This window comes from Clostridium sp. AF29-8BH (assembly GCF_003478145.1).
In the GTDB taxonomy this organism is placed as follows: Bacteria; Bacillota; Clostridia; order Lachnospirales; family Lachnospiraceae; genus Otoolea; species Otoolea fessa.
In genome coordinates, this window is sequence record NZ_QUEL01000006.1 from 22,854 (window position 1) to 40,399 (window position 17,546).

The 17,546-nt window shown below is 52.0% G+C and carries 13 protein-coding genes and 2 pseudogenes; all 15 read right to left on the bottom strand.

Annotated features, from left to right (window positions below; all coding sequences use genetic code 11):
* Nucleotides 1-2: 2 nt before the first annotated feature.
* The 15 genes and pseudogenes from DWZ16_RS05695 to DWZ16_RS05765 all read right to left on the bottom strand — a co-directional run bounded on the left by DWZ16_RS05695 (nt 3) and on the right by DWZ16_RS05765 (nt 17,115).
* Nucleotides 3-1,313 carry an SPFH domain-containing protein gene (locus DWZ16_RS05695; RefSeq protein WP_118481937.1) on the bottom strand — a complete coding sequence of 437 codons (1,311 nt, stop codon included), beginning with the start codon at nt 1,311-1,313 and terminating at the stop codon, nt 3-5.
* Between the two features lie 55 nt (nt 1,314-1,368).
* Nucleotides 1,369-2,262, bottom strand: coding sequence for an ABC transporter permease (locus DWZ16_RS05700; RefSeq protein ID WP_243015226.1), 894 nt, complete (start codon nt 2,260-2,262; stop codon nt 1,369-1,371).
* 7 nt (nt 2,263-2,269) lie between these two features.
* On the bottom strand, nt 2,270-3,232 hold the full coding sequence (locus tag DWZ16_RS05705; protein WP_118481935.1) for an ABC transporter ATP-binding protein: 963 nt from the start codon (nt 3,230-3,232) through the stop codon (nt 2,270-2,272).
* Entirely contained in the window at nt 3,232-5,688 is a 2,457-nt protein-coding gene (locus DWZ16_RS05710) for a hypothetical protein (RefSeq protein WP_118481934.1), read from the bottom strand. Before DWZ16_RS05710 ends, DWZ16_RS05705 begins: the two co-directional genes overlap by 1 nt.
* A 196-nt stretch (nt 5,689-5,884) precedes the next feature.
* Nucleotides 5,885-7,024 carry a HAMP domain-containing sensor histidine kinase gene (locus tag DWZ16_RS05715; RefSeq protein ID WP_333489842.1) on the bottom strand — a complete coding sequence of 380 codons (1,140 nt, stop codon included), beginning with the start codon at nt 7,022-7,024 and terminating at the stop codon, nt 5,885-5,887.
* Nucleotides 7,014-7,718, bottom strand: a complete 705-nt coding sequence (locus DWZ16_RS05720) for a response regulator transcription factor (RefSeq protein WP_022360295.1) — start codon at nt 7,716-7,718, stop codon at nt 7,014-7,016. Before DWZ16_RS05720 ends, DWZ16_RS05715 begins: the two co-directional genes overlap by 11 nt.
* Before the next feature lie 158 nt (nt 7,719-7,876).
* Nucleotides 7,877-10,004, bottom strand: a pseudogene (locus DWZ16_RS05725) (RNA degradosome polyphosphate kinase).
* Nucleotides 10,005-10,006: 2 nt separating this feature from the next.
* Nucleotides 10,007-11,572 carry an HD domain-containing protein gene (locus DWZ16_RS05730; protein ID WP_118293389.1) on the bottom strand — a complete coding sequence of 522 codons (1,566 nt, stop codon included), beginning with the start codon at nt 11,570-11,572 and terminating at the stop codon, nt 10,007-10,009.
* Between the two features lies 1 nt (nt 11,573).
* Nucleotides 11,574-12,846 (bottom strand): annotated as a pseudogene (locus DWZ16_RS05735) (ATP-binding protein).
* Between the two features lie 130 nt (nt 12,847-12,976).
* A complete protein-coding gene (locus DWZ16_RS05740; protein WP_118468371.1) occupies nt 12,977-14,101 on the bottom strand; it encodes a bifunctional chorismate mutase/prephenate dehydratase in 1,125 nt (374 codons plus the stop codon).
* 3 nt (nt 14,102-14,104) lie between these two features.
* Entirely contained in the window at nt 14,105-14,848 is a 744-nt protein-coding gene (locus DWZ16_RS05745; RefSeq protein ID WP_107001428.1) for a lysophospholipid acyltransferase family protein, read from the bottom strand.
* Between the two features lie 296 nt (nt 14,849-15,144).
* Nucleotides 15,145-15,588 carry a type IV pilin protein gene (locus DWZ16_RS05750; protein ID WP_118468373.1) on the bottom strand — a complete coding sequence of 148 codons (444 nt, stop codon included), beginning with the start codon at nt 15,586-15,588 and terminating at the stop codon, nt 15,145-15,147.
* Nucleotides 15,560-15,742: a DUF4250 domain-containing protein gene (locus DWZ16_RS05755; protein WP_022360303.1), complete on the bottom strand. Its 183-nt coding sequence runs from the start codon at nt 15,740-15,742 to the stop codon at nt 15,560-15,562. Before DWZ16_RS05755 ends, DWZ16_RS05750 begins: the two co-directional genes overlap by 29 nt.
* Nucleotides 15,743-15,762: 20 nt before the next feature.
* Nucleotides 15,763-16,050, bottom strand: a complete 288-nt coding sequence (locus tag DWZ16_RS05760; RefSeq protein ID WP_243021938.1) for a hypothetical protein — start codon at nt 16,048-16,050, stop codon at nt 15,763-15,765.
* 114 nt (nt 16,051-16,164) lie between these two features.
* Nucleotides 16,165-17,115, bottom strand: a complete 951-nt coding sequence (locus tag DWZ16_RS05765) for a hypothetical protein (RefSeq protein WP_118481933.1) — start codon at nt 17,113-17,115, stop codon at nt 16,165-16,167.
* Between the last annotated feature and the right edge of the window lie 431 nt (nt 17,116-17,546).

Here is a 17,546-nt window from a genome sequence, read left to right on the forward strand (position 1 = left end):
CCCTATGACCTCGGTTTTCCGCATTCGGAACAAAACTTACCTGTATTGACCGTTCCGCAGCTGCAGGTCCACGGACCGGCTGGTCTTGGCTTGCCGCACTCGGAGCAGAACTTTCCGTGGTTGACATTGCCGCACTCACAAGTCCAGGATTCTGCCGGAGCTGCCGCACTGCCCTGCGGCGCTGCGTTCTGTCCTGCCGGTTGTGCATAGCCGCCCTGTGGTGCTCCCGGCTGCTGTGCATAACCACCCTGCGGCGCTCCATTCGCCTGCCCCGGCGCATAGCCGCCCTGCGGTGCCGCATATCCCTGCCGCGCCGCCTGCTGCATCTGCATCTGCTGCAGGTTGGACGCCGATGCGGCGCCCATAAATCCGCCGCCGAAGTTCATGCCGGCGCCCATTCCCATGAAGCCTGCCATCGCACCGCTTCCGTTGGAACCGGCTGCCTCAAAGCCGCGTGCCATCGCGCCCTGCACATACCCCTCGCGCACCGACGGGTCGCCGAGCATCGCGCCCTGATTCCGCATATTGATGAGTTTCTGCGATTCTTCATCATAGGAAATGCTGGCGATACCGACTGACTGGATCTCCATGCCACGCAGACGGTTCCACTCCTCATCCAGCGTCTCCGCCATATAGCGTCCCAGTTCCCTGCCTTTGGAGGCTACAAAGGAAATCCGCACGCCATCCGCCGACATCTGGTTGATCGAGGTCTGCAGCGCTTCCAGAAACTCCGCTAAATACTGCTCATTGATGGAATCAATCTCCACCTGATCCTGATTTTTCGGAATAGCCTCCGCATAAAATTTCAGTGGATCCGTAATCTTGATGGAGTAAGTTCCATGTGCGCGCAGAAACAGCTCGGAATTATAGAATAAATCAAAATAGTTGATCGGCGTCCGTGTGCCGAACTTGATTCCCTTGATCTCCTGGAGATTAATATAGTAGACCTTCTGTGCATACGGCGTCTGTCCGCCATAACGCACACGGTTGAAGGATTCTTTCAGTGCATCGCCGAACTGTCCGTTAAACAGAGACGGCAGGGATGAATTCTGCACTGTATAATAACCCTCTTCCGCTGTATAATCAACGACCTTACCGCCGTCCACCAACATCATAAACTGATTCGGGTACACATGGATCACAGAACCATTGGACACCGTTTCCGGTGTTCTCTTCCGGTTCTCCCCGCGGCGTGTCTGCACACCCGCTGAAAATACGGTCTGTTCCCCCATATTTTCCGGTTCAATCACTTCCAGCCACTGATCTGCCAGCCCGCCGCCGACCGCGTGTGCCGCTGCTCTGATAATTCCCATACTCACTGCCTCCTTCTCCAAATTCATAGTTTCTCTGTTTTTCTGCTTTTTCTATCTATCGGTTATCATTCCCTTTATTTTTCCCATGCCGATTCCATTTTCCCGGCGTGATCGCCCATACTGCTGCCGCGATCAGCACCATCGCCAGCATACACTGCAAAATCAGGCTGCACGCCGTCCAGTGTGCTGTGATCGCATTGTCTGGAAATACGCCAAACAGTGGCTCGAACCATTTTCTCATGTCGCCGCTTCCCGCCTGTCCGTTAATTACATTATAAAACGAGACAGCCGGATTGAAAAGAAAGAGATAGCGTAAAATGCCGGAACTTGCCATTTCCGATGCATTGAGATTAGATGCATACGAATCTGCCGCCCGGAGCGCCATCCGGTATGCAAACAGATTGACCGCCATCGTTCCCGCCGTCAGCGCCACCACCGTCACATAGGAGCAGACGGTCGATACCGTCGAGCGGCGCAGCACCGATGAATAAAAGATCCCGATACTGCCCGTTAAAATTGCCACAACGCCGTGGCACAGGAACAGCATCCCGATGTCCTGCAGCGTAACGCCCCCGTAGACAAATACGAGCGCCTGTACCGGAAGCGCCGAGACCGCCAGCACCAGCATCGTCACCAGCGAGGACGCCAGTTTTCCAAGCACCATGTCACGCGGCTCCATCGTGGTCGTCAGCATCAGTTCCAGCGTCTGGCGTTCCCGCTCGCCGCTGATACTGCTGGCAGTCAGCGCCGGCATGATGAAAAGCAGCATGATAAATTCGATCGAGGAGACGAACGTGTAGAGATCCAGAAACTGCGAATACTGGATCTCCGCCGTCGTCCTGACCTGCTCCGCCACCGAATACATATTAAACAGCGCCACCGCCGCCAGAATACTGTTAAAAACAAACAGAATCGCCATCATGCGGATGCTGCGGCTCCCGACTGTCATTTCCCTCCTAAATACCGGATTCCATCTCATGTTTCAGCACCGCCCTCTCTTCTTCATGTTCTGTGATCTGCATAAACAGTGATTCCAGGCTTCCCTTCTCGCGCATAAAGCTGCTGACCATCACATCTGCATCGATAAGCTGCTGCAAAAGCAGCGCCTCATCCTGCCGATCCCCCAAAAAGCCCAGCTTGATCTCATCCCCCTGCACCGCGATCGTCTGCACGCAAGGATGGCTTTTCAGGATCGCAAGCGCCTTTTCTTTCTGGCTGAAAATCGAGATCAGAAGCGGATTGGACGAGTTGATCCGCGCAAAAATCTGATCCATGCTGCCCTGCAGAACCGTTCTTCCCTGCTCAATGATGCCGATCGAGGTACAAAGCTCTGACAATTCCGATAAAATATGGGAGCTGACGAGCAGCGTTTTTCCCTGATCGCGCAGTTCTTTCAGAATCGCCGTATACTCCACCCGGGTGCGAGGATCCAGCCCGGAAGCCGGTTCATCCAGGATCAGAAGATCCGGATCGTGGATGAGCGCCCGCGCCAGACATAGGCTCTGCTTCATACCTCTCGAAAGCCCGTCCACGAAAAAGTCCTCTTTATCTTCCAGCCGCACCTGTTCCAGAAGCGTATGGCAGCGCGTCCGCGCCTGCAGCCCCGTAATTCCGTAGCAGGATGCGAAAAATTCCATATATTCCGATACTTTCAGGTTATCATATACTCCGAAGAAATCCGGCACATAGCCGATCCGCCGCCGGAGTTCTTTTCCGTCTGAGTAAACATCCAGTCCGCCGATCTCCACCTCGCCCTCGTCGGGAACGAGAAGTCCCGCAAGAATCTTGAGCGTCGTCGTCTTGCCTGCCCCATTGGGACCCACGAATCCAAAGAGTTCCCCGTCCGCGACCTCCAGATTCAGCCCATCCAGCGCTTGAAAATTGCCATATCGTTTTCTGAGGTTTTTAATCGTCAGCATCACTCTCTCCTCCCTACGACATAGATTCTTGGAAGCTGGCTTTCCCAGCCATACTCTCCCGTCTGTTCCGGCACATATTTGACGGTCAATGTGTTCGACGGAGACAGGTACGGCGAAAGCTCCTTTGCCGAATACTCTGATTTCAGCTCAATCCGGTCATTGCGCCCGGTCTCATAGTTATAGAAATACATACTTCCGGAGAAGGATGACATATACGGATAGAGCGGATTTTCCGAAAATCGCGGTGACAGAGTCTCAAACGTAAGCTTTTCAATGACAAGGTCACTTCCCAGCGAATATTCGACCGTCGCAGCCTCCGCTGTTTCCCCGCTATACATTGTGTTGTACGCCGCCTCATAATTTCCGGCGAGCACCGTTGGATCTTCCTCAAGCGCCGAACGGTAAAGTTTTCCGTCTTTTTCACGGTTCAGCGAGATTGACTCGGTCACCATGCAAAATCCTTCCCGAAGTGTCCTCGCATCCGCCAGGAAATCTTCCTCTCCCTGGAGCTTCCGGGTTGAAAATGCCACCAGGCACGCCTCAGACGGATTGCGCCCCGCGCCGGAATCCAGATAAAAGCTCAAAAGTCTCGTCCACTCCTGCGCCTTTAAATAGTCCGGATCCTCAATCTCCGCTTTCTCATACTGATCCGCCCCGGTCACCATCTGTGCTGCCGCATACGAATAGCTGACCGGATAATCGCAGCTCTCCTTTCCATCCAGAGAAACCGTCTGCCCAGGCTCTAATCTTCCCAGCAGCACCGCTTTCCCATTGATGAGCAGAGCCGCATTCTCCAGCGGTTCCTCAAAACAGTTTTTTACCGTTCCCGACACCACGCCGTCAAAATAGGAAATATTTCCCTGAACGCCCATCGCGTCCGTTTTCTCCAGCTCACGACGCAGGGTAAACAGATTCGGTGAAAATGCGACCGTATCCCGCATTTTAATTTCGACCCGTTCCGGCTGATAAACAAAGTTTGTATGATACTCTTCCTCACCGGTAAAGCGCACCGCCGAAACCGCATCGTAATAGTAACTGCGCGTCATCGGGCGCACCTCATAGCCCGGCTTTAAGCTCACCGAATACGGCTTGTTATAAGGGCTTCGGATGTTCATATAAGTGGCTTCTTCCGCCTCTTCTCCCGAGGTATCCAGAATCGACGCATACGTCACAAACGGCTCCCGGAAGCGTGTCTTTACGCCCAGCGCATAAATAATGCCGGTAAACAAAAACGCCCCCAGTGTCACCGCCGGCAGATAATACCGGTAAATTCCCCGCTTTTTTAAGTAGAAATAGATGCCCGGACCGATCAAAAGCAGATAGACCACCACGATCACCGTATATGCCGCAACCTTCGGAAGCCGCCCCGCATTGCCGGTGTTGACCAGCCCCTGTACGCTGAAATACGAGCCCGAATAACCGTAGTAATCCTCCTGTGCCAGCTCGTCCACGGTATCACTTCCCAGCACCAGCGTATACAGCTTTTCAAATGAGGATGGATTGGCCAGACACAAATCGCTGATCGCATCCATCGAAAAGGCAGCTGCCACGATCCGCCCCTGTTTGCAGTTCGTATGGGATAACAGCGGGAACACTTCCCCCGCCAGCAGAGTGCTGCCGTTCTTCAGGTTCACATCGACGCATTCTGCCTGGATCTCCCCCGTCTGCTCGCCCGGTGCCGTCTCCCCGCCCAGACTGACCGGAACGATTACCGCATCCAGATACGGCGGCTCCAGCACCTTCTCTGCAAACCTGCCATAATTTCTCGCACAATCCACACCGCCGCCAAAGAGGATCGTACCGCCGTCTTCCACCCAGCGCCGCAGCGCCTCATACTGGACATCGCTGAGCGAATCCAGGTCAAATCCAGACACAATTACCAGATCCAGCGGATCGTAACCCAGCCGGTTATCCGGCGCCTGCTCGGCATCAAGAAAAACCGCCCGCGTCCGAAGCGTCCCATACCGGATGCCCGCGCCGTCTAAATAAGAAAGTGCCTCCGGCGTATCCGTCAAAATTCCGATATAGCTCTCCGCAACGTCCTCCTCAGAACCAAGTTTCAGACGTTTCCGGATGACCGTTTTCCCGCTTACATCCTGTACCGATACAAACATCTGATCTGCCCGCACACCCAGCGGGATATAATATTCTTGTTCAAACTTCTCCCCCGCTGCCAACGATACCGGATAAGAATACTGGTACGCCTCCAGACTGGACTGTGCGGTCAGAAACTCCAGCGTTCCCTCAAACGGCGCTGTATCATTATTCAGAAGGACCGTTACCCGAAGGTAACGGTCACTCTTTGCCGTATTGTCAAATCCATAGGAAACATCCATCGACAGCGGCGCATCTGCTTCCTTCTGTGAGGCATATGCGTACCCTGCAGGAAGGCAGAATAGTGCCATCCATCCGATCAATATCGCAAAAAAGAACTGTATTCCCCTCTTTTTCTGCATCCTTTCTCTCCCTATCTGTAACTGTTCACGCATACGTGCCCAGTAACGGAATTTGCCGTGGCTTCGCATTTAAATACGGCAAATTCCTGCTGCCACCATGTTTTCTTACGGCACTTTCGGTTCCAAAAGTGCCTACCTGTGAACAGTAACCAAAAATCCATTAAAATGTCTATCAGATTCTTTCCCACACTCGCCTTTACGGCGTCTGGAAATTTTCCCTGTTGATGTCAAAATTCGTCCGCAGGCGCACCGTAAAGACCGTTCCATTCAGATCGCTCGTTACCTGAATCGTGCCGCCGTGCATATCGACGATATTTTTGGCGATCGCCAGACCTAACCCTGTGCCGCCCGTGTTGGTCGATCGCGACTGTTCCACGCGGTAGAATTTATTAAATAAGAGAGGCAGCTCGTCTGCCGGAATCACGTAACCGTAGTTCGTCACCGAGACGGTCACGACCTCTTCCTCCGCATGAATCTGCACCAGCACCCGTTTTCCGTCCGCACCGTACTTGATCGCGTTATTGATCAGGTTGTCAAAAAGGCGCGCCAGAAGATTTCCGTCTGCCGTGATAACCTTGCCCGGGACATTGCTCTGCAGCTCGTAGGAGAGGTTTTTGTCCTTGAAGCTCGGATAAAATTCCTCCAACAGCTGGCTGAGCAGTTTGACGATGTCCACCTTCGACACGTGCATTGCCACTTTTCCATAATTCATTTTGGTAAAACCAAACAAATCTTCGATCAGTTTTTCCAGACGTTTCGATTTTGCATAGGCAATATCAATATATTTTTTCTGCATTTCTGCAGGAATCTCCACCTTGCCGGACAGAAGTTCAAGATAGCCGGTGATCGAGGTCAGCGGTGTCCGCAGATCGTGTGCCACATTGGTAATCAGCTCGTTCTTCGTGCGCTCCGCCTCGCGCTCCTTGTCCATCAGATTCCGGATATCCCCGACCATCTTATTTAAATTGACCGCCATCGCCGTAAACTCGTCATCGCCCCGCACCTCGATCGTCGTATTCAAATCGCCCTCGGAAATATTCTGAATCGCGGACGAGATCCGGCTGATATAGCGCATGGACCGCTCCTGGAGGGCAAAAAAAGTGACTGAGAAGATCGCGATGCCCGACAGAAGATAGACAAATGCCATCAGTGTCTCTGTCTCCGTCAGGCGCAGGAAAAAAGAATCCCGGTACCGCGTCTCCCGCAGATAGCTGCTGATCATCGAAACATTGGCAATCAGAAACACCTCCACCAGGCATGCCACCACGGTGCTGTAAACGATGTTCATGACCATCCGTGTCCGGAACCGGCGACTCATATCTTTTTTATTTTTCAATTTTGTATCCTACCCCCCAGACCGTTGTAATGATCTTGTTCTGTCGGGTGTCCTCCTTCATCTTGCCGCGAAGCCGTCTGATATGTACCATAACCGTGTTATTTGCCTCGTAGACTTTCTCATTCCATACCTTCTCAAAGATTTCATCGGTGCTGAAGACCCGCCCCGGATTGGATGCCAGCAGATACAGAATGTCAAATTCGATCGGCGTCAGCTTGATCTCCTCGCCGTACACCGTCACTTTATGATTATCTTTGTTGATCGTGAGCCCCTTGATCGAGATCTCATTTTTAACCTGGTTTCCTGCACCGCTCTGCGGATTTAACTGCGTATAGCGGCGAAGCTGTGATTTGACGCGCGCCGTCAGCTCCAGCGGGTTAAATGGTTTCGTCACGTAATCATCCGCGCCGGTTCCCAGTCCCAGAATCTTATCCAGATCCGCTGAGCGCGCGCTCAGCATGATGATCGGGATATTGTTCGTCTCCCGGATCTTGCGGCACATCTCCAGACCATCCATTCCCGGCATCATGATATCGAGAAGCACCAGATGAATCGTCTCCTTCTCCAGAATCTCCAATCCCTCTAACGCATTGGATGCCTTATATACTTTATAACCATCACTGACCAGATAAATCTCCACCAGATCGGCAATCTCTTTCTCATCATCCACCACCAGAACGTGTATTTCAGACATAAAAAAACCTCCCTCATATGTAATGCAGGTTCCCGGTATCTCTATGCGAAATACCAGACGAATATACCTGTTTCCAGTTTACCATATGGGGAGGATTTATGCTTTAAAAATTTATTACATTTTTGGAGAATTTTGCTTATCTGCGAACTACAATTTCTTTATTGTTCCAGCGGAATAAATACCCTCATCGCCGCCGGGTCCTGCTTTTTTCCAGCTTCCTTCGCCGCCTGCACTGCCTCCGCACAGAAGGTATCCTGCGCGCAGACCGGCTCTTTGCCGCGGCGGTTGCGTTTAGCGTAGGTTCCATCCGGTCTCAGGTACTGCGCCTTGACATTGTCGGCAAGCTGTACCTCTAAGATGTGACAGATGCGTGCTTTCAGCTTCTCATCCTCAACCGGGAAGAGAATCTCCACACGACGGTCGAGGTTTCGCGGCATCCAGTCGGCACTTCCCATGAAAATCTGCGGTTCACCGTCGTTCTCGAAGTAGAAAATACGGCTGTGCTCAAGGAAATTTCCAACGATCGAGCAGACCGTTATATTCTCGCTTAATCCCGGAATCCCGGCGCGCAGACAGCAGATGCCGCGGACGATGAGTTGTATTTTTACCCCCGCATTGGACGCCTCATAAAGACTCGCAATGATCTCACGGTCGCACAGGGAGTTCATCTTTGCCACGATCCGCGCTGGAATACCTTCGCGGGCGTTGCGCGTTTCCCGCTGGATCAGGCGCAGAAAACGTCCGCGCAGCCACAGCGGCGCCAGCGACAGCTTGTTCCAGCCAAGCGGCTCCGAATAACCCGACAGCATGTTAAAGACTGCAGTCGCATCCTCACCGATCAGCGGATCACAGGTTAAAAGACCGCAGTCGGTGTAGAGTTTTGCCGTCGAATCGTTGTAATTTCCAGTTCCCAGATGGACGTAGCGGCGGATGCCCTCTTCCTCGCGGCGCACCACCAGCGTGATCTTACTGTGTGTTTTCAGCCCCAGCAGACCGTAGATAACGTGGCAGCGGCTTTTTCCAGCATCTTCGCCCAGAGAATATTGTTTTCTTCGTCAAAACGGGCTTTCAGCTCAACCAGAACCGACACCTGTTTTCCATTGTCCGCCGCTTCGGCGAGCGCCGCGATAATCGGGGAGTTGCCGCTGACACGGTAGAGGGTCTGCTTGATCGCCAGCACCTCCGGGTCGCGGGCAGCTTTCTTGATAAAATTGACGACCGGCTCAAAGGTCTCAAACGGGTGGGTCAGCAATATATCGCCTTTTCGGATATTGGCAAAAATATCATCCTCATTCATCAGCGCCGGAACCGGCTGCGGCGTATACGGCGGTGTCTTGAATTCATCAAAGCCCGGCAGACCGAACACCTTCATGAGGACGGTCAGATCAAGCGGCCCGTCAATCTCATAGATCGCGTGCCCGCCGACGTGCAGCTCCTGTTTGAGGATGTCTAAGAGGCGCTTGTCCGCCTTTTTCTCGATATCCAGGCGAATGACCTCGCCCCACTGGCGTTTCTTGAGCTTCTGCTCGATCTCCTTGAGCAGATCCTCCGCCTCATCCTCGTCGATGCTCAGATCGGCATTTCGCATGACACGGAACGGATGGCAGCTGATAATATCATAATTTAAGAACAATTTGTCGATGTTCCGCTCGATGACTTCTTCCAGGTAAATGATAGATTTGCCCTCCTGGCACGGCAGCTCCACCACGCGTGGAAGCCCGCCCGGCACGCAGACCATCGCAAATTCCAGCTCACCGTCTCCTTTTTTCTTGCGGACCAGCGCGGCGATATTTAACGATTTATTGTGAATAAGCGGGAACGGGCGGGAGGAATCAACCGCCATCGGCGTGAGGACCGGGTAGACCGATTCCTCAAAATACCGATCAACGTACACCGCTTCTTCCTTCGTCAGCTTCTCATGCTCAGTGACCACACGCAGACCGTGCTGTTTTAAGAGCGGCAGAAGCATCCGGTTATAGATCCGGTACTGATTCTCGACCAGCTCATGCGTTTTTCCATCGATCGCATCCAGCTGTTCCTGTGCCGTCATACCCGCAATATCCCGCTTCGTATAATTGGCGTGAACCATGTCCTTGAGGGATGCCACGCGGACCATGAAAAACTCATCCAGGTTCGACGCGTGATACTTAAAAATTTCAGACGTTCAAACAGCGGGGTCGTCTTGTCACGCGCCTCACCCAGAATCCGGTAGTTAAATTCCAGCCAGCTCAGTTCACGGTTTACATAATTTTCAGGTTCTCCGTATTTCAACACTGCATCCGACATCCTTATACCCCTCTTTTCTGCCTGAGTACAGGCCGTATTCCAAAGACTTCCTCAAAGAAATCTGCCTTCTGGTCAAATGAATACTGCTCCAGCACGATACTCTCCGGACAGTCCGTCGTAATCACCAGACTGCCGTTCCGCACAGCGATGCGGCTGTCGCTCAGCTTCTGGCGGTGGCTGCGGTCCATCGAATTGGCCAGACGCAAAATTGCCGTCAGCTTCGCAATCAGGATCGTCAGCTCTCTCCGGGAGGTTCCAAGCCCCGCATACTGGGACAGATCCGACTCCAGGATGACCTCATCGTAGGCATATTCCTGAATGTTGTAGCGCACAATATTGGCTACAACCTCGCGCTCCAGATGGGAAATTCCGATGATCTCCGTATCCATGATGATCTGGTACGAGCTTTCCGAACCGCGCGTGATGCTGACAAACTTGCCGCAGTCATGCAGGGTCGCTGCGATCTTTAAAAGCAGGCGTTCCCGCGCTCCCAGACCATGGTATTTTTTCGTTGCATCAAAAATCATCTCCGCCGACCGCTCTACCTCGCGCACATGTGCGCCGTGGCAGCGGTAGCGCTTCGCCATCTGGCGCGCCGTTGAGAGGATATCTGCCTCAAAATCATGATGGAAGCGGACCAGACGGTTTTCCTGTGCGTACTCTGCCGCGATACCATCGCAGAGTGTCGTCCCCGGTGCCCAGATATAGGAAGCACCCGTCATGTCTAATACCTTCCGGTAGAGAATCGCACTTGGAATCAGCACTTCTGCGTAATCCTGCGGCAGCTCATAGCGCTCCTGAATCTCCTCCGAGGACATTCCAATCAGCTTCTCGCAGAACACGCCAAATTCCTTTGCCGTGAACCGCGCCCCGCCTTTTTCATGCATGCCGCGGCTGATCATATAGTTCATTGTCTCGCCGGTCGCAATCAGCGTCTCGATCTGATGCTCTTTTAAAAATATCTTCCGGAATGTGTATAATTCATTTTCTACCAGCTCGTCGATGATCGCCGGGATCTTTCGGTAATCGACGCGCCAGTGTGCTGACATTTCGCTTAAGCGCAGCACGCCGAGCAGAAGGTTCTGCGTCGATACCAGTACCTCCTCATCAAAGAGGGAGATCTGGGTGCTTCCGAATCCGACATCCATCAACGCCGCGCCGTTTTTCACGGTGCGCTGGAATTCTTCCTCCCTGGCTGCAACAGCTTTATAACTCTTAAAACGCAGCTCCGAGTTGTTCATCGTGCGGACCCGGAGTCCGGTACGCACCAGAATCCGGTCCAGTACCATCTGGCTGTTCCGCGCCTCCCGAAGCGCACTGCTCGCAAATGCCCGGTAATCCGATACCCGGTATGTTTTCATCACTTCCCGGAACTTATTCAGGACCTCGCACATTTCCTCCACGATCTCGTGGCTCAAACGTCCGTCATTGTACGTGTCTTTGCCAAGCGCCAGCGCATGGCGCACATGATCGATCTCGCGGATTCCGGCGGAAGCAGAAATCTCGAAAATTCCCAGCTCCAGTTCGAAGGAACCCACATCAATAGCGGCAAAGGTTTTAACGGTCATATTACTTGATCTCTCCTTTCAGCTTGCTGCGTAAGTTTGCAATAAACTGGGTGGCAGTACGTCCGGACAGCCCGCCGTGGCTTAACTCCCACTTGTTGGCTTCCAGAAGCAGATCTGCCTCCGGCATATGGATGTGGTATTTGTCTGCCAGCACGCGAACGATGTTCTGGAATTCTTTCTTGTCCGGTGAGCCGTAGTAGATCGTGACGCCAAAACGCGCAACCAGGGACAGTTTTTCCTGCACCGTATCGTTGGAGTGCAGATCGTCGTCCAGCTCGCGCTTATCACTGAATTTTTCGCGGATTAAGTGGCGGCGGTTCGATGTCGCATAGATCAGGACATTCTGCGGCTTGATGCCGAGACCGCCTTCAATGATTGCTTTCAGATATTTATATTCCAGCTCATATTCCTCAAAGGAAAGGTCGTCCATATAAATGATAAATTTATAGTTGCGGTCTTTGATCTGCTCCAGGACGTCTGACAGTCCGCGGAACTGGTGCTTATACACCTCGATCATGCGGAGTCCGCGGTCATAATACTGATTTAAGATCGCCTTGATACTGGATGATTTACCGGTACCGCTGTCACCGAAAAGCAGGCAGTTGTTTGCCGCGCGCCCCTCGATAAATGCCTCGGTATTCTCAATCAGCTTGGCTTTCTGCAGCTCATAGCCTACCAGATCGCTCAGCTCGATATGTTCCACGCGCGTGATCGGCTCGATATCGACCTGTTTTGCCTCGTCATCCATGATAATATGGAATGCTTTGTTAAGGCCAAACTTGCCAACACCAAATTCTTTATAAAATTCGGTCACGATATCCTGAAATTCCTGATCACTCTCCGCATTCTCCAGGGAAACCGATAATTCAACGATCCGATCGCGGATGCGGTGGTTGAACGCCTTGCTGTTTTCCAGCGCATTTTCGTAATGCTTCATCTCCGACCAGATGCCGTTCTCAGTCTCGTCCAGACGGGCAATATCCAAGGAAAAAAGCTCTCTGACCTGTGCAAAATCGTGGCGTGCAAGCTCGCTCAAGCTGCCGCCGACCGGTCCGATGATCTCACAGGATGTGCTGTAGGCATTTTCATTGTTTGCCATGCAGAACGCCAGGAAACAATGCCACAGGTTCGCGGAATCCATAGGTCACTGCCAGATCGATGAGCTGACTCGCGCATGCATATGCATCCGGGCGTGCCTCGCCTTCTTCTGGTTTTAAGAGGCTGCACATGTCGTCAAATAACTGCTGATACCGCAGGTTGCGGTATAAAATCATCGTATTTTTTCTTTTTTCTTCCATTATTCTGCCTTTCCGGTTACCATCACATGCTTTTACGGCACTTTCAGTGTCAAAAATGCCTGCCCGTGGACAGCACCCCATTCTGTCTTGTCCTAAGCTAAAGAGTCTAGTAATTTCCTAATATTTTTACATTTTTCGCTTCGCGCATGATTCCGTACAGTGCATTCTGCACACCGGCATCCTCCAGGTTTCCCTCGATGTCCACGAAGAAGCGGTACTGCCAACTCTCCTCCGGGATCGGGCGGGACTCGATCATCCGCATATTGACGTCATTGAAAATAAAATTGCCGAGCATGCTGTACAGCGTACCGCTGCGGTGCGGCAGCTCGAAACAGAGGCTGATTTTCTCTGCGCCCGCCTGATAGACGCGATCCTTCGCCAAAATCAGGAAACGGGTCGTGTTGTCCGGACAGTTGTTGATCGGACCTGCCAGCTTTTTGAGCCTGTAAATCTCACCTGCCACCTCACCTGCCACTGCCGCCTGTGACGGATCCTTCTCATCGCGTACCTTCTGTGCCGCCACAGCATTATTTTCCATGCTGAGCTGCTGCCAGTCGTGCTGGTTTAAGAAGTCGCTGCTCTGCATCAGCGCCTGCGGATGTGCATAAACACGCTTCACATCGGAAAGTTCCGCATCCGGTGTGCCAAGCAGGTAGTGGTGTACCGGCAGAAATGTTTCCGCCACAATCACATTGTCGTATTTTAAAAGCAAATCATAGTTGTCCGTCACAGCACCGGCGGAAGAATTTTCAATCGGAAGCACCGCAAAATCAGATTTTCCCTCCTGAATCTCCACCATCATATCCTCGAACCGGCGTACATGATGGATATCCGCGTCTTTTCCAAAGAACTGCAGCGCCGCCGCATGACCGTAAGCGCCCTCTAATCCCTGGAACACCACGCGTTTTCCGGCTGTTTCAAGCTTCTCCACCTTATGGAAGCCCAGATCCGGACCGCCGACGCGCCCTGCGATCGTCTGATACTGATACCGGCGGCTCAGCGTCATCATCTGCAAAAACAGCTCGGCAACCGCCTGCTTGTTGAACTCGCCCTCTGCCATCGCCTGAACTGACTCGATCTTCTGTTTCTCACGCTCGGCATCGTAAACCGCCTTTCCGGTCGCGATCTTATACTCTGCCACCTCGCTGCAAAGGCGCATTCTCTCCTCAAATAACTTTTCTATCTGGGTGTCAATCTGATCCAGACGCCCTCTTATCTCCAGCAAATCCATCTCTTAGCTGTTCTCCTTTTCCATCTCTGAAAGCATCCCTGCGATCTTTTCTCTCGTATATGCGCCGACAAACTTCCGGTTCTCCGGATCCAGCTCTTTCACGATGAACGGCTCGCCGAACTCAATCACGACATGGCTCGGACAAATAAGTGGAATATGCTTCTCAAAGACCTCCGCTGTTCCCTTGATCGCCACTGGAACAACCGGACAGCCAGATTTCTCTGCAATCTTCAAGCTTCCCTCTTTAAATGGAAGCAGATCTGAAAGCTGTTCATTTTTATTGCGGGTTCCCTCCGGAAAAATCCAGACAGAAACGCCGCGGCGCACCTTCTCGATCCCCGCCAGAATCGTTTTTAAACCTTCTTTTATATTGTTCCGATCTAAAAACAGACAGTTGACATTGAGCATCCATTTTGACAAGAGCGGAATCTTCTCCATCTCTTTCTTTGCCACAAATCCCATCAGTCCCGGAACCGTCGTATAGCCAACCAGGATATCAAAATAGCTCCGGTGGTTTCCCACATAGAGCACCGGGCGATCCTGCGGAATATTTTCATATCCGCGCACCTCTACCGTCACACCTGCCATTTTGAGCAGTTTTTCAAAAATATTACGCACCATCTGGGTGCTTTCTTCCTCCACTGCGACCGGATCTACCTGTCCCTGTTTATCCATACGGTGCAATGTGCCGATGGAACCAACAAGGAAGCTGACGATCGTTCCTACTATCTTTATCGCGCGAAACATACTGATACCTCTCTTTTCTCTTGTATCTGTCCGAAACCGTCTGGTTTTTATCCTGCTATTTTCATTTCCAGACAGACTGCTTTACTGTCTCATTATATAGAAAGAAGCAGGGTTTTACAAGACTTTCCTTGTAAGACATCCTGCCTCTGTTACTGTTCACGCATACGTGCCCAGTATCGGAATTTGCCGTGGCTTCGCATTTAAATACGGCAAATTCCTGCTGCCACCACGTTTTCTTACGGCACTTTCGGTTCCCAAAGTGCCTACCTGTGAACAGTAACCTGCCTCTCTATTTTTTATGGATTCACAATCTCCGTCTTTCCGCTGATCAGCGCTTCCACCTCGATTCCACCTATCTCGCACAAGATTCCCTCATAGCTTTCCAGTGTATCGCTGTAATACACGCTGTAGATAGACACATCCTCAGAAATCTCTCCATCCAGATAGTTTTCCAGCGGATTTTCTCCCAGTTCCCGGAAAGAACCACCCAGATCCATCATCAGCTCCCAGCTTTCCGGATGAATGTCCTGTTCATCCAAATCATGTAGATACATCCAGAGCGCCATGCATAGAATCCTCGCCTCGGCTTTCGCCCGCACTTCCTTCGCTTTCTGTACCTGTCCGGACATGATCGGGATCGAAACTGCAACGAGAATCGCCACAATCCCGGTCACGATCAGCAGCTCTGCCAGCGTAAAGCCTGACCGTGCCCTAGCGGAACTGGTTCTTTTCTCTGTCATAGGTATATCCCACCGCCTGCAGCTTCTTCTCAAGCTCCGACCGTTCTGTATCAAACGCACTGCATAATTCATCTAAATCCGGGTAAAAATCTCTGAGCTGTGTGTTCACAAAGCTCAGGCACATAATCGGATCGTTCGGTATTTTTCCTGCCATCTTTTTCCCTTTCTGTCCTTTTATTCATACTCAAACGTAACCGTCACATAGTAACCGCGGTCATTTTCCTCGATCGCCTTTACCACGCCGTGATCGGCGGGAATCCGGTCATTCAGCTTAAAAAGCCCCGACATCGCCACCGCCGGTTCAATCATATAATTGACATTAAACGGCGTCACCGACTCCGTCACCTCTACTGTCTGTCCGACTTCTACCAGTCCCGGACGTTCCATTTTAAATACAACATCTCTTGTCACGCCGTTTTTCCTCTTCTTTCTGGTCTGATCCCCAATTCTGGCTGCCGGCATATCCTCACGCCGTGCCTCTGATTTCAAATTTTTTTTACACGAACCATAACCGCCAGCTTACCAGTTTTCTAGTATACGGCACTTTTTTCCTTTTATCAACTGCACCCACATAACCTACCGTTCGTTTTTTTCACGCGCCATCCGCCGCAGCTGCCGAAATCCAAGCCATGCCAGTAAAAGCAGCAGCAGACTTACACTGATCGTCAGTCCGTAGTGAATCCACCGTCTCCAGAACGGAAGCGGGAGGTTTTCCACCGGCGCAGTCTCTGTTTCCACCAGAGTTCCCGGATCCACTTCTATTTCTGTCATCTCTTCCACATCCAGTTCCGCTTTTTCATACTCCATCCGCCTCCGGTAACGCTCATATTCCGGAAGTCTGACCGTTCCCCCGTACACTGCCCGGCAATCCCATACGCGGCGTTTTGCCTGTACCGCCGCATTGCGGCACCAGATGCCAGCCTCATCCTGATAAGCATCTCCCTCCCAGCTTGCCGACTCAATCTGCACCTCATCCTCCGATAGCCCTGCACTTGCAAGCAGGTCTTCCCTGCACACCTCCAATGGCAGCACTTTCTCATCATGCATCACGGCAGTTCCACCCAGCCGGTATGTGTCCGCCCCGTATTCGTGAAATACGACCGAAATCTCAAATCCATCCTGCCAGTGTTCGTTCTCATAAGAGGTTCTTTTCAGATCCAGCATAACCGATACCGTCTTCCGGCTCTCCCGATCCTCCACCTCCATCGGCGCTCTCGCCGGGATCTCCTGTTCCCGCGTCACGGATGGATAGACCATCTCCCCCGAAACCTCCCGCGTTCTGCCGCGCACCGGCACCGCCTCTATCTCTGTCCCCACAAGCCGGTAGGTAATTTCCCCCTCTTCCAGATATTCTTCCGGCGCTTCTGGTATCTCAGCCTCTTTCAAATAGGAAGAAGAATAACGGATCCGCCGTTCTCCCGCCTTATCTTCCTGTGCGTAAGCCTGTCCGCCGGTGCCCTGCAGGCACAGCACAAATGTCAGCACTGCCAGCCTCCAGCCATATCTTCTGTCTTCTCTTTTCCCCATACATTCTCCCTTTCTGCCATTCCCCGGCAAATGTCTCCTGCCAGCCGAACCGCATTCTTTCGTAAGCACGTTCTAAATTTCCGTACTCCTCTCTCAACCTTCTCCATCCTTTCTAAAATTGTTATTGTTCACGCATACGTGCCCCGTAACGGAATTTGCCGTGGCTTCGCATTTAAATACGGCAAATTCCTGCTGCCACCACGTTTTCTTACGGCACTTTCGGTTCCAAAAGTGCCTACCTGTGAACAGTAACGATATGATACTTATATTCAGCACTGCTCAATCATATGACTGCTATTTTTTTGTTTCATAGGACGCAGTTTCCCCTGAAACAAAAAATGCATTATGAAATTTCATAAATACCCGGATATTTCTGTGAATCACAGATGCCCTCTTTGCGGGCAGAATCATCGAATGCCGTCCGGAACCGG

Coding starts and splice junctions, on each gene's coding strand:
- DWZ16_RS05745 (WP_107001428.1), bottom strand. CDS start 14,848: ATGTTTCGCGCGATAAAGATAGTAGGAACGATCGTCAGCTTCCTTGTT.
- DWZ16_RS05755 (WP_022360303.1), bottom strand. CDS start 15,742: ATGGCAGGAAAAATACCGAACGATCCGATTATGTGCCTGAGCTTTGTG.
- DWZ16_RS05710 (WP_118481934.1), bottom strand. CDS start 5,688: ATGCAGAAAAAGAGGGGAATACAGTTCTTTTTTGCGATATTGATCGGA.
- DWZ16_RS05700 (WP_243015226.1), bottom strand. CDS start 2,262: ATGACAGTCGGGAGCCGCAGCATCCGCATGATGGCGATTCTGTTTGTT.
- DWZ16_RS05740 (WP_118468371.1), bottom strand. CDS start 14,101: ATGGATTTGCTGGAGATAAGAGGGCGTCTGGATCAGATTGACACCCAG.
- DWZ16_RS05730 (WP_118293389.1), bottom strand. CDS start 11,572: ATGACCGTTAAAACCTTTGCCGCTATTGATGTGGGTTCCTTCGAACTG.
- DWZ16_RS05720 (WP_022360295.1), bottom strand. CDS start 7,718: ATGTCTGAAATACACGTTCTGGTGGTGGATGATGAGAAAGAGATTGCC.
- DWZ16_RS05705 (WP_118481935.1), bottom strand. CDS start 3,232: ATGCTGACGATTAAAAACCTCAGAAAACGATATGGCAATTTTCAAGCG.
- DWZ16_RS05765 (WP_118481933.1), bottom strand. CDS start 17,115: ATGGGGAAAAGAGAAGACAGAAGATATGGCTGGAGGCTGGCAGTGCTG.
- DWZ16_RS05760 (WP_243021938.1), bottom strand. CDS start 16,050: ATGCCGGCAGCCAGAATTGGGGATCAGACCAGAAAGAAGAGGAAAAAC.
- DWZ16_RS05695 (WP_118481937.1), bottom strand. CDS start 1,313: ATGGGAATTATCAGAGCAGCGGCACACGCGGTCGGCGGCGGGCTGGCA.
- DWZ16_RS05750 (WP_118468373.1), bottom strand. CDS start 15,588: ATGACAGAGAAAAGAACCAGTTCCGCTAGGGCACGGTCAGGCTTTACG.